Origin of the sequence: Nocardioides sp. CFH 31398, assembly GCF_022436705.1 — a bacterium.
Classification (GTDB): domain Bacteria; phylum Actinomycetota; class Actinomycetes; order Propionibacteriales; family Nocardioidaceae; genus Nocardioides.
Genome location: NZ_JAKUHT010000018.1, coordinates 47,901 through 59,349, shown reverse-complemented (window position 1 = coordinate 59,349; position 11,449 = coordinate 47,901). Strand labels below are relative to the sequence as shown.

The following is an 11,449-nucleotide window of genomic DNA, read 5'->3' as shown; positions in this document are numbered from 1 at the left end:
ATGGGGCGCCGGGATGGTGGCCCCGCACCCCCCGCCCCCCCCGGCCCGCGCCGCCGTGGTGCCCCCCGGGGCGCCCCCCGACGGCATCGTGCCGCCGCAGTGGCGCAACGGCTGGCTGTCGAACAGCGGCATGGCGCTCTGCGCCCTGCTCTTCGCCGGCCTGATGATCAACGAGATCCAGAAGCAGGTCGTCACGAACTGGCCGTTCTGATCAGTCCGCCGTGAGCCCCGCCGCCGGCGCGACGCGGGCCGCGCGGCGGGCGGGCAGGACGGCGGCCAGCAGGCCGGCGAGCGCCGCCGCGAGGACGACGAGCCCGAGCTGGCCCCACGGCAGGACGAGCGGGGTGGCCGCCACGACCGGCGCGATCACCGTCTGCAGCCCGACCCACCCGAAGGCGACGCCGACGGCGGTGCCGAGCACCGTCGCGACGACGGCGAGCAGCACCCCCTCGAGCGCCAGCGTGCCGCGCAACCGGGCCCGGGTCAGGCCGAGTGCACGCAGCAGCGCCAGCTCGCGCGTCCGCTCCAGCACCGACAGGCCGAGCGTGTTCGCGATGCCCACCAGCGCGATGACGACCGCGATCCCGAGCATGCCGACCACCGAGGCGGTGACGATCGTCAGCTGCAGGTCGACGTAGTCACGGCGGGCGAGGCCGTCCGTCACGCCCGCGTCGTACGACCCCGCGACCCCGGCGAGGTCGGCCGTCAGGTCGGCGCCGGAGGTGCCGGACTCCGCGAGGATCCACACCGCCCCCGTGGCGGGTCGCGGCGCGAGCCGGGCGAGGACGGCGGGGGAGACGAGGGCGGCCTGGCCCGCGTCGCCTTCGGTGTAGACGGGGCGCAGTCGCAGCGTGCGGTCCCCGGCGGTGACGGACACCCGGCGGTCGATGCGCAGACCGTCGTACGCCGAGGCCGGCAACCGGATCTCGTCGTCCGCCAGCCCGCCGACGACGTCGGGGTCGAGCGCCAGCCCGCCGAGGTCGGCGATCTCGTCGGGAGCCAGGACGGTCACCTCCCCGACGCCGCTGCCGACCCGGGCGACCGCCCCGGGCACCGCCACGGCGCGCTCGACGCCCGGGACGGCGGCGAGCCGGTCGACGGCGGCCTCGGGCAGGGCCTCGGCGGTCCGGGTGACCGTGGCGTCGAGGGGGTGCTGCGTCGCCATCTCGGCGTCGATGACCGAGCGGGTGCTGGCGATGCCCACCAGGACGGCGGTCGTCAGCGTCACCCCGACGATCAGGGAGGCCGTCGCCGCGCCCGTACGGCGGGGGTCCCGCGAGGCGTTGTCCGCGGCGAGGCGCGCGGTGGGGCCGGCGACCCGGGAGGCGGCGGCCCCGACGAGGCGGACGAGCGCGGGCACCAGCACCGGCCCCAGCAGGACCACCCCGGCGAATGCAGCCATCCCGCCCGCCAGCATCCACAGCAGCGGCACCGGGCTGCCGACGAGGGCGGGGTCCGCGGCGTTGGCGCGTGCCAGGGAGACGGCACGGAGCAGCAGCGCCGTGCCGCCCAGCACCCCGACCAGGCCGGCGACGACCCGCACGCGCCCGGCGCCGGTGGCGAGGCGGGTGCTGTCGTCCGGCCCGAGCGCGGCGACCGGGGGGACCCGGGTCGCGCGCCGCGTCGGCAGCCACGCGGCCAGCACGGTGACGAGGACGCCCACGACGGCCGCGGCGGCGTACCAGGACCAGGACGCGGAGGCGTCGCCCAGCCCGGTCTCCGGGAAGCGGTCGCGGACGACGGCGACCACGACGCGGCCGAGACCGGCGCCGGCGAGCATGCCGAGCGCGGTGGCCACCGTGCCGACGGCCAAGGCCTCGAGGCGGACCGAGCGCTGCAGCTGGGCCCGGGTGGCCCCGACGCACCGGAGCAGGGCGAGCTCGCGCCGGCGCTGGGCGAGGAGGATCGCGAACGTGTTCGCGATGACCAGGACGGCGACGAACAGGGCGATCCCCGCGAACAGCAGCAGCATCGTGGTGAGGACGTCGACGCCGTCGTTCGCCGCGACGACCTTCGCGTCGACGTACTGACGGGCCGGCTGCACGCGGTCGGCGCCGACCACCGTGCCGAGCGTGCGGGACTGCACCGCGAGCGAGCCGGGGCCGGACCAGGCGACGGCCTCGACGAACATCAGGTCGGCGAAGGGCTCGAGGTCGTCCCAGCGCAGGAAGACGTCCTCGGCCCCGGAGGAGGTGCCGGGCTCCACGGTGCCGACCACGGTGAGCTCGGCGGCCCGCCTGCCCTCGCCGACGGTGATCGTGTCGCCCGGACCCAGGCGGAGGGTCTCGGCGGTCCGGGCGGCGACGACGGCCTCGCCGTCCGCGGCGGGGAGGCGGCCGTCGACGACCTCGGGCCAGGCGGGGGAGTCGGTGAGGCCGGGCACCGCGCCGACGAAGAGGTCGTCGGGGACGCCGTCGTCCGGGGTGACCGGCAGCTGCGCGGACCCGATGACGGAGAGGCGCGCGCCGTCGTCCGCGGCGAGCTCCTGGACGCGGTCCAGTCGCCGCGGGTCGACGTCGGTGGCGACGACGTCGGCGCCCTCGAACGGCGCGCCGACCGAGGCCGACAGCCCGTCGCGGGTGGCGCTCGTGATGGCCCCCGTGACCACCACGAACGCCACCCCGATCCCGACCGCGACGCCCACGGCGACGTAGCGCCGCAGGTGCGACCGCAGCGCGGCCAGCAGCACGGTCCTCATCGCCCGGCCTCCCCGGCCAGCGCTGCGACGAGCAGGTCACGGTCGGGCGTGACCAGGTGCTCGCGCACCCGCCCGTCCGCGAGGACGACGACGTCGTCGGCGTACGCCGCCGCCTCGAGTTCGTGGGTGACCATCACGACGGTCTGCCCCATCTCCCGCACGCTGCGCCGCAGGAAGCCGAGGACCTCGGCGGACGTCGTGGAGTCGAGGTTGCCGGTGGGCTCGTCGGCGAAGACGATCGAGGGGCGCCCGACGAGGGCGCGGGCGATGGCGACGCGCTGCTGCTGGCCGCCGGACAGCTCGCCGGGGCGGTGGCCCAGGCGGTCGCCCAGCCCCAGCACGTCGACGACCTGCGCCAGCAGCTCCGGGTCTGGCGTGGTGCCGCCGAGGGCGGCGGGCAGCGCGATGTTCTGCGCGGCGGTCATGGTCGGCAGCAGGTTGAACGCCTGGAACACGAAGCCCAGCTGCTCCCGCCGGAACCGCGTGAGCGCGGCGTCGTCCATCCGGTGCAGCGGGTGCCCGGCGACGGTGACGCTGCCGCCGGACGGTGCGTCGAGGCCGGCCAGGCAGTGCATCAGCGTGGACTTGCCGGAGCCCGACGAGCCCATCACCGCGGTGAACCGGCCGGCGGGCAGGTCGAGGTCGACACCCCGCAGGGCGTGCACCTCCGCCGAGCCGGAGCCGTAGGTCTTCGTCAGGCCGCGCGCCTGCGCGGCGAGGTGGTCGGTGTCGCGGGGTGGCTGGGTGAGTTCCCCCGAGCTGGTCGTCGTCATGTCCCGGACGCTATTTCGGCGAGGACCCCCGCGGCGTCCGGCGACGGGATGGTCCCGAGCCCTTCGCGGGGACCCGGTGTCATCCCGTGGTCGTACGTCCGCAGGGGCGTCGAGTCGGCCCGAACAGGCGTCTCAGGGGTGTCGAGTCGGCCCGAACGGGTGTCTCAGGGGTGCCGAGTCGGCCCGAACGGGTGTCTCAGGGGTGTCGAGTCGGCCCGAACGGGCGTCTCGGGGGCGTCGAGTCGGCCCGAACGGGTGTCTCAGGGGCGTCGAGTCGGCCCGGACGGGCGTCTCGGGGGTGTCGAGTCGGCCCGGACGGGCGTGTCAGGGGCGTCGTGCCGGCCCGAATAACCGTGGCACCACGGTCTTGATCGGCCCGACCAGTGCTGGCCGGGCCCATGGGGGCTTCGGGGAGGGGAGTTCGGGACGACTCGGCGTCGTACCGGGGGCGCGTTCGGGACGGCTCGGCGTCGTCCGGGGGTGCATTGGGGACGACTCGGCGTCGTCCGGGGGTGCATTGGGGACGACTCGGCGTCGTACGGGGGTGCGTTGGGGACGACTCGGCGTCGTACGGGGGTGCGTCGGGGACGACTCGGCGTCAGGAGCCGGTGACCAGGCCCGTCTCGTGGCCGAGGACGACGAGGTGCACGCGGTCGCGGGAGCCGGTCTTGTGCAGCAGGCGCGAGACGTGGGTCTTCACCGTCGCCTCCGCGACGACGAGGTCGGCGGCGATCTCCGCGTTCGAGCGGCCGCGGGCCACGAGCACCAGCACCTCGCGCTCCCGCTCGGTGAGGCCGGCGAGGCGGGCGTCGTCCGCGGCGGAGGCGGTGGCGGAGGCGGTGGGGGAGGCGGGCTGGGCCGCGGCCACGTGGTCCAGCAGCCGCCGCGTCGTGGACGGCGCGACGACGGCGTCCCCGGCGTGGACGACGCGGATCGCGGCGAGCAGGTCGGGCGGTGTGGCGTCCTTGAGCAGGAACCCCGAGGCGCCGGCGCGGATGGCGGCGAAGGCGTACTCGTCGAGGTCGAACGTGGTCAGCACCAGCACCTGCGGCGCCCCGGGGCGGGCGGTGAGCAGGCGGGTGGCCTCGACGCCGTCCAGGCGGGGCATCCGGACGTCCATGAGGACGACGTCGCACGCCACGTCCGCCAGCAGGTCGAGGGCCTCCTGCCCGTCGCCCGCCTCGCCGACGACCTCGAGGTCCGGCTGGGACTCCAGGAGCATCCGGAACCCGGCGCGCACCATCTGCTGGTCGTCGACGAGGAACACCCGGATCACAGCGGGATCCTCGCCGACACGGCGAAGCCGCCGCCCGACGCGGGTCCGGCGGACACCTCGCCGCCCAGCGCGGTCACCCGCTCGCGCATCCCGACCAGCCCGTGCCCGGGCCCGTCCGTCCCGGTCGGGGTCGCCGCCGCGCCACGGCCCCGGTCGCGCACCCGGACGACGACCTCGGTGGCCCCGACCTCGACGTCCACGGTGGCGCCGGCGTCGGGGCCCGCGTGCTTGCGGACGTTCGTCAGCGCCTCCTGCACCACCCGGTACGTCGTCAGCGCCACCACCCCGGGCACGTCCCGCTCGAGGCCCGCCAGCCGCGCCGGGACCTGCGAGTCCTCGACGAGCGCGCGCAGCGAGCCGAGGTCCGGCACGGGCGCCGTCCCGGTCTCGCCCTCCCGCAGCAGCCCGAGCATCCGGCGCATGTCGGCGAGCGCCTCGCGGCCCGTCCGCGCGATCGTGCCGAGCGCCGTGGGCGCGGCGGCGGGGTCGTGCTCGGCGGCGTAGCGGGCGCCGTCCGCCTGCACGATGATCACCGACAGGCCGTGGGCGACGACGTCGTGCATCTCCCGGGCGATCCGCGTCCGCTCCTCCGTGGCCGCCAGCGCCACCCGCTGCTCGGCCTCCCGGCGGATCTGCTCGTTGCGCTCCAGCAGCGCCCCGACGTACGACGCCCGCACCCGCCCCAGCGTGCCGAGCACCCACGTCGTGGCCACGATGCCCAGCAGGGCGAGCAGCCAGGGGGTGACCGTGCTCGCGTTGACCACCGCGGTGTCCGCCGTCGTCCAGTCGTACCCGGCGAACCACGCCGCCAGCACGCCGACGCCGAGCGCCACCCACCCGGTCGCGGGCGCCCCGAAGCGCGCCGCCGAGTAGACGGCGATCGGGAACGCCGGCTGGGTGACGAGCGGGATGTCGAGGACGGGCAGCTGGGCCGCCGAGGCCACCGACACCGCAACGAGGACGACGGCCGGGTACCGCCGGCGCCACCAGAGCGGGAGCGCCTGCGCGAGACCGAGGGCGAGCCAGGACAGCGGCGCCCCGGCGAGGACGACCACGGCGGCGGCCGCCACGACCAGGACGGCCACGATGGTGGCGTCCAGCGCACGGCGGAGGGGCTCGGGCAGGCTGCGCGGCGGGCGCACCGGCTCCAGGGCGGTGCCGTCGGTCACGGGTTCACCGTAGGCCGGTGCGGCGGCCGAGGCGTCCGCCCACGGGATGACGTGCGGCATAGTGACCGCCATGACGAAGTGGGAGTACCTGACCGCCCCGATCCTCACGCACAACGCGAAGATGATCCTCGACAACTTCGGCTCCGACGGGTGGGAGCTCGTGCAGGTCGCGCCGGGGATGAACCCGGAGAACCTGGTCGGCTACTTCAAGCGCCCGGTCCAGGGCTGAGGCCGCGCCGTGAGTGACGCGAGCACGCCCGAGGAGCGCCTCGCCGCGCTCGACCTCGCCGTTCCGGAGGTGGCCACGCCGGTGGCGTCGTACGTGCCCGCGGTGCGCAGCGGGGACCACGTCTTCACCTCCGGCCAGCTGCCGATGCGGTACGGCGAGCTGCTGCTCACCGGCAAGGTCGGGGCCCAGGTCGGGCTCGAGGAGGCGCAGCGCTGCGCCCAGCAGTGCGCGCTGAACGCGATCGCCGCGGTGAGGTCCGTGATCGGCGACCTCACCCGGGTGCGCCGGGTCGTCAAGGTCGTCGTCTTCGTGGCCTCGACGCCGGACTTCACGGGCCAGCCCCAGGTCGCCAACGGCGCGTCCGAGCTCTTCGGCCAGGCCTTCGGCGACGCCGGCGTGCACGCCCGCTCCGCGGTCGGCGTCCCGGTGCTGCCGCTGGACGCCCCGGTCGAGGTCGAGCTGGTCGTCGAGGTCGACTGATGTCGACGGGTCGCCGCCCGGCCCTGCCGCAGAAGCTCGTCGAGCAGGCCGCGGCGTTCGCGTCCGGCGAGGCCACCCCGGCCGAGCCCCGCAACGCCGCGACCGTCGTCCTGCTGCGTCCCGGCGCCGACGGCGGGTCCGAGGTCTACCTGCTGCGGCGCCAGACGTCGATGGCGTTCGCCGGCGGGATGTGCGTCTTCCCCGGCGGTGGGGTGGACCCCCGCGACTTCGGGGACGACGGCGGCGACCTGCGCTGGGCCGGCCCCACCCCCGAGGAGTGGGCCACCCGCCTCGGTGTTCAGGTCCCGCTCGCGCGGGCCCTGCTGTGCGCCGCGGTGCGCGAGACGTTCGAGGAGTCCGGCGTCCTGCTCGCGGGGGAGGGCCCCGACTCGGTGGTCGCCGACACCGCCGGCGACGACTGGGAGGCCGACCGCGTCGCCCTCGAGGACCGCGACGTCTCCCTCACCGAGCTCTTCGGTCGACGTGGCCTCGTCCTGCGCACCGACCTGCTCGGCGCGTGGTCCGCCTGGTGCACCCCGGTCTTCGAGCCGCGCCGCTACCGCACCTGGTTCTTCGCCGCCCGCCTCCCCGACGGCCAGCGCACCCGCGACGTCTCCTCGGAGTCGTCGGCGGTGATGTGGGTGCCGACCGCCGAGGCGCTGCGGATGGCCGACGACGGCGAGGTCGGGATGATGCCGCCGACCTGGTTCAACGTCCTGGACGCCGACGCCCACGACGGCCCGGACGCCGTCCTCGCGGCCTCCCGCGACCGCAGGGTCGAGGTCTTCATGCCCGAGGCGGCGCAGGTCGACGGCGAGTGGCGGCTGACCTCCCCGCCCGGGTTCGAGGCGCTGCTGGCCGCCCGCGGGGTGGAGGCATGAGCACGCCGGGTGACGCCTGGGCCGGCGGCACCTTCGGCGAGCGGGCGACCTGCCTGCTCGCCCCGAACCCCTCGATGATGACGTTGGACGGCACCAACACCTGGGTCCTGCGCGAGCCCGGCGCCCAGCGCTGCGTCGTGATCGACCCCGGCCCCGTCACCGACGGCCACCTCGAGCTGCTCACCGAGTCCCTCGACGACGTCGCGCTGGTGCTGCTGACGCACCACCACCTCGACCACTCCGAGGTCGCCGCGACGTTCGCGGACCGCAAGCACTGCGCCGTCCGCGCCCTCGACCCCGACTGGTGCCACCGCGGCGAGCCGCTGCGCGACGGCGAGGAGATCGACGTCGACGGCCTCGGGCTGCGCGTCGTGACCACCCCGGGGCACACCGCGGACTCCGTGTCGTTCGTCGTGCCCGCCGAGCGGGCGCTGCTGTCCGGCGACATGGTGCTCGGTCGCGGCACGACCGTCGTCGCCCACCCGGACGGCCAGCTCGGCCCCTACCTCGACTCGATCGCCAGGATGCGCGCGCTCGCCGAGGACGAGGTCGACGTCGTGTGGCCCGCCCACGGCCCCGTCCTGGACGACGCCGCCGGCGTCCTCGACTTCTACGCCGCCCATCGCCGCGACCGCCTCGCTCAGGTCGAGGCCGCCCTACTGGAGCTGGGGGAGCCCGCCTCCTCCGAGGACGACGGCCTCCCGCGACGGGTCGTCGAGGTCGTGTACGCCGACGTCGACCGGTCGCTGTGGGTGCCGGCCGAGCTGTCCGTCAGGGCACAGCTGGCGTACCTGGCGTCGGGGTCCTAGTCCCGAGCGGCCAGGCCGACACTCGTCCCGCCAGGTCTCGACACGCCCCGTCGCCGGGGACCGACCTTCGTCTCGCCGGGACTCGACACGCTCCGTCGCGACCTCGTTCCTCGGTCGCGGTCGCTGCTCGACCACCATCGAGAGCGAGTTCGTTCCTCACTCGCTCTCAGCCGCGTACGCCGATCTGCGTACGCCGCGGCCTCCCCGCGCCGGACGACCGCCGCGTCGTCGCCGACGAGCCTGGTCGCCATGACCACTCTCCAGCAGACCAGCACCCCGACCACCACCACCGCGGGCCGCGTGGCCACCGGGATCGCCGCCGCGATCGCAGCCGCCGCCGTCGTCACCACGGCCGTCGCCCTCGCCGCCGGCGCGCTCGGCGCCTCCTCCGAGTTCGCGCCCCTGCAGGCGCCCGGCTACGTCGTCGCCGGCGCGATCGGCGTCGTCGCCGGCGCGGTCGGCTGGGCCGTCGTCCGCCGGCGGGCGCGCGACCCCCGCGCGGTGCTGCGCTGGCTCGTCCCCACGGTCGTCGCCGTCAGCCTCGTGCCCGACGCGCTCCTGCTCGTCACCGGCGAGCCCGGCGCCGACGCGCTCGGCGTGGGCGCGCTCATGGTGATGCACGTGCTCGTCGCCGCCGTCGCCGTCCCGGCGCTGGCGTGGGGGATGCCGCTCGGGCGGCGGGGCTAGGCCGGAGCCAGCCCGACGTCCGCGTCGCCGGGTCTCGACCACCAGTGGTCGCGTCGGCGTTCCTCTAACGCGACCGACGGCCCAGGCGCTCGATGTCCATGATCACGACGGAGCGGGGCTCGAGGCGGAGCCAGCCGCGCGACGCGAAGTCGGCCAGGGCCTTGTTGACCGTCTCGCGGGAGGCGCCGACCAGCTGGGCGAGCTCCTCCTGGGTGAGGTCGTGGTGCACGTGGACGCCGTCGTCGGCGGTGCGACCGAAGCGGTCGGCGAGGTCGAGCAGGGCCTTCGCGACGCGGCCGGGGACGTCGGAGAACACCAGGTCGGCGACCACGTCGTTGGCCTTGCGCAGGCGCGCGGCGAGCTGCGAGAGCAGGCCGCGGGCGACCATCGGGCGACCCTCGAGCCAGCGCAGCAGGTCCTCGTGCGACAGCGAGGCGAAGCGGGAGTCGGTGACGGCGGTGACCGTCGCGGAGCGGGGGCCCGGGTCGAACAGCGACAGCTCGCCGAACATCTGGCCGGGGCCCAGGACGGCGAGCAGGTTCTCGCGACCGTCGGACGACGTCCGGCCCAGCTTCACCTTGCCGTCGAGGACGACGTACAGCTTGTCGCCCTCGGCGCCCTCGTGGAACAGCACCTCGCCGCGCGAGAGCGTGCTCTCCGTCAGCGAGCCGAGGAGCGCGGTCGCCGCCTCGTCGTCCAGGGCGCTGAACAGCGGCGCCTGACGCAGTACGTCGTGGTTCACGCTGCCTCCACTCCGGGCGCGGCACGGGGACCGACCCTCGACATGAGATTTCTCTCGATCCTATCCAGCGCGCGCCGGTGGGGCGAAGGCGACGCGGCCACGGGCTGGCACTCGTCGGGCGCGTGACGCATGATCACCTCGCGCACGAGACATCGGTATGGGGCCGGTGTCCCTCGGGGGAGGTGACGTGTGGCGGCCGGTCGGAACGCGAACCAGCACGAGGACGAAACGCCGCTCAACGGCGCCCACCCCGACGTCGCCGCCCGCATCGGCTGGCTCATGCGCACCGCCCGAGTGCTGCACGGCGGGGAGTCGCTGCGCCGCATCGAGGACATGGCGCGCGCCACCGGCGCCGCGGGCTCCCGCGTCCAGCGGCTCGAGGCGGGGCGGCTGCGGGACGCCGACCTGGTCCTGGCCTGCGAGAGGACGCTCGGCCTGAGGGAGGGGCAGCTGCTCGCCCCGGTCGAGGTCCTCTGCCGCACCTTCCCGGCGGTCAGCCCCCGGGAACGGGCCGTCGCCGGACCGCCACCGGACCCCGCCGTCCTGTCGGCGCTGACCGAGCGGCTCATGGACGACGGCATCCCGACGACGGCGGGGGAGTGGCTGCGCTGGTCGCGGCTCATGGCGGCGCACGGGGGCATCAGCCTGCCCCACCAGATGGCGTCGGCCCTCGTCGTCCGGCTCATCGGGGAGCTGTCGCGGGCCGCCGCGCTGGGGTACGTCGGCCGCTACGAGGCCCTCGCGCTGCTGCGGTGCGGCGGGTACGGCGGGCTGGTGCTCGACCGCGCGCGGGCGTGGGTGGCCGACCCGGACGTGCAGGCCATCGCGGACCTGGTGAGCGCGGTCGGCGAGCGGCACACGCCGGAGGCGGTCGGGTGGTTCCTGGACCTGCTGGACTCCGACCGCGACCGCCTCGTGGTGTCCGGCGCACTCGGGATCGAGGCCTCCGCCGCGGTCACCGACGAGCCCGACTTCTGGTCGGCCCTCCTGCCCGAGCTCGCCCGCCGCCTCGACGCCTCGACACCCCAGTCGGTGCGCTGGGAGTGGCTCAGCCACCTGGTGCGGCTCGTCCCGGCAGGATCCTGGCGCACCGCCGGCGTGCGCCTGGCGCGGCCGTTGGCGCCGAAGCCCGTCGTCCGCGACTGGAGCCAGTCGCGGGCCAACGCGCACTGGCTGCACTGCCGTGGCCGGGCGGAGGCCGTGGCCGCCCGGATCGGCCTGCCGCCCGCGGACACGATGCTCGCCCGGCTGCTGTTCGACGTCGCGGTGAGCCCGCGGGAGACGCACGCGGTGACGTCATACATGCTCCTGGGCGGCCTGCCGCGGCTCGCCCACGAGGTGGGGTGCGAGCTGGCCGCGATGGCCGAGTCCGAGCAGGACCCCGTGCTGCGCGCCCGGGTCCTGCGACGGCTGCCCGGGATGCTCCCCGCGACCGTCCCGCCCCAGATCGACCGGTGGATCGCCTCCGTCGACCAGCCCGACCTCCGCCGGGCCGGCCTGCACATCGCCGGCTCCGCGGGGCACCCGGTGGCGGCCGGGGTCCTCGCCGCCGAGACCGGGCAGCCCGGGTTCCCCGCGGGGGCCATGTACTGCGCCGGGATGACCGGCCACCCGATCCTCGCCGACTGGCTCTCCCACGAGCGTCCCGACGTCCGCGGGGCCGCACGCTGGTGGTTGCGACGCGGCTCGAGGGTCGTGGACTGAG

General features: G+C 75.9%; 12 protein-coding genes. 7 read left to right on the top strand and 5 right to left on the bottom strand.

Going from position 1 to position 11,449, the window contains the following annotated elements:
• The coding region (locus MJ876_RS14840) for a hypothetical protein (RefSeq protein WP_240237378.1) at positions 1–211 on the top strand (211 nt) is incomplete at its 5' end.
• On the opposite strand, the gene MJ876_RS14835 is transcribed toward MJ876_RS14840, so the two are convergent.
• From MJ876_RS14835 to MJ876_RS14820, 4 genes are all read right to left on the bottom strand, one after another.
• Positions 212–2,698: an FtsX-like permease family protein gene (locus MJ876_RS14835; protein WP_240237376.1), complete on the bottom strand. Its 2,487-nt coding sequence runs from the start codon at positions 2,696–2,698 to the stop codon at positions 212–214.
• The gene (locus MJ876_RS14830) at positions 2,695–3,471 is read right to left on the bottom strand and encodes an ABC transporter ATP-binding protein (protein ID WP_240237374.1); all 777 of its coding nucleotides are present in this window, start codon (positions 3,469–3,471) and stop codon (positions 2,695–2,697) included. Before MJ876_RS14830 ends, MJ876_RS14835 begins: the two co-directional genes overlap by 4 nt.
• A 598-nt stretch (positions 3,472–4,069) precedes the next feature.
• Complete coding sequence (locus MJ876_RS14825) at positions 4,070–4,714, bottom strand: response regulator transcription factor (protein ID WP_240237386.1); 645 nt, start codon at positions 4,712–4,714, stop codon at positions 4,070–4,072.
• A 29-nt stretch (positions 4,715–4,743) separates the two neighbouring features.
• Positions 4,744–5,916, bottom strand: coding sequence for a sensor histidine kinase (locus MJ876_RS14820; RefSeq protein WP_240237372.1), 1,173 nt, complete (start codon positions 5,914–5,916; stop codon positions 4,744–4,746).
• A 70-nt stretch (positions 5,917–5,986) separates the two neighbouring features.
• Between MJ876_RS14820 and MJ876_RS14815 the strand changes: the two genes are divergently transcribed.
• The 5 genes from MJ876_RS14815 to MJ876_RS14795 all read left to right on the top strand — a co-directional run bounded on the left by MJ876_RS14815 (position 5,987) and on the right by MJ876_RS14795 (position 9,002).
• Positions 5,987–6,145 (top strand): DUF4177 domain-containing protein, encoded by a 159-nt coding sequence (locus MJ876_RS14815; RefSeq protein WP_240237370.1) that lies wholly within the window; start codon positions 5,987–5,989, stop codon positions 6,143–6,145.
• Between the two features lie 9 nt (positions 6,146–6,154).
• A complete protein-coding gene (locus MJ876_RS14810; RefSeq protein ID WP_240237368.1) occupies positions 6,155–6,625 on the top strand; it encodes a RidA family protein in 471 nt (156 codons plus the stop codon).
• Positions 6,625–7,506, top strand: a complete 882-nt coding sequence (locus MJ876_RS14805) for an NUDIX hydrolase (RefSeq protein ID WP_240237366.1) — start codon at positions 6,625–6,627, stop codon at positions 7,504–7,506. Before MJ876_RS14810 ends, MJ876_RS14805 begins: the two co-directional genes overlap by 1 nt.
• Positions 7,503–8,315 (top strand): MBL fold metallo-hydrolase, encoded by an 813-nt coding sequence (locus MJ876_RS14800; protein ID WP_240237365.1) that lies wholly within the window; start codon positions 7,503–7,505, stop codon positions 8,313–8,315. The genes MJ876_RS14805 and MJ876_RS14800 overlap by 4 nt, the downstream gene beginning before the upstream one ends.
• Positions 8,316–8,564: 249 nt before the next feature.
• Positions 8,565–9,002, top strand: a complete 438-nt coding sequence (locus MJ876_RS14795) for a DUF6069 family protein (RefSeq protein ID WP_240237364.1) — start codon at positions 8,565–8,567, stop codon at positions 9,000–9,002.
• 64 nt (positions 9,003–9,066) lie between these two features.
• Here MJ876_RS14795 and MJ876_RS14790 read toward each other — a convergent pair whose 3' ends face one another.
• Positions 9,067–9,744, bottom strand: a complete 678-nt coding sequence (locus MJ876_RS14790; RefSeq protein ID WP_240237363.1) for a Crp/Fnr family transcriptional regulator — start codon at positions 9,742–9,744, stop codon at positions 9,067–9,069.
• Between the two features lie 189 nt (positions 9,745–9,933).
• Here MJ876_RS14790 and MJ876_RS14785 point away from each other — a divergent pair, with 189 nt between their 5' ends.
• Entirely contained in the window at positions 9,934–11,448 is a 1,515-nt protein-coding gene (locus MJ876_RS14785) for a hypothetical protein (RefSeq protein WP_240237362.1), read from the top strand.
• Position 11,449: the final 1 nt, after the last annotated feature.

Excerpts from the sequence above, each read along its gene's own strand:
- MJ876_RS14835 (WP_240237376.1), bottom strand. The coding sequence starts at position 2,698 with ATGAGGACCGTGCTGCTGGCCGCGCTGCGGTCGCACCTGCGGCGCTAC.
- MJ876_RS14830 (WP_240237374.1), bottom strand. The coding sequence starts at position 3,471 with ATGACGACGACCAGCTCGGGGGAACTCACCCAGCCACCCCGCGACACC.
- MJ876_RS14825 (WP_240237386.1), bottom strand. The coding sequence starts at position 4,714 with ATGGTGCGCGCCGGGTTCCGGATGCTCCTGGAGTCCCAGCCGGACCTC.
- MJ876_RS14815 (WP_240237370.1), top strand. The coding sequence starts at position 5,987 with ATGACGAAGTGGGAGTACCTGACCGCCCCGATCCTCACGCACAACGCG.
- MJ876_RS14805 (WP_240237366.1), top strand. The coding sequence starts at position 6,625 with ATGTCGACGGGTCGCCGCCCGGCCCTGCCGCAGAAGCTCGTCGAGCAG.
- MJ876_RS14800 (WP_240237365.1), top strand. The coding sequence starts at position 7,503 with ATGAGCACGCCGGGTGACGCCTGGGCCGGCGGCACCTTCGGCGAGCGG.
- MJ876_RS14795 (WP_240237364.1), top strand. The coding sequence starts at position 8,565 with ATGACCACTCTCCAGCAGACCAGCACCCCGACCACCACCACCGCGGGC.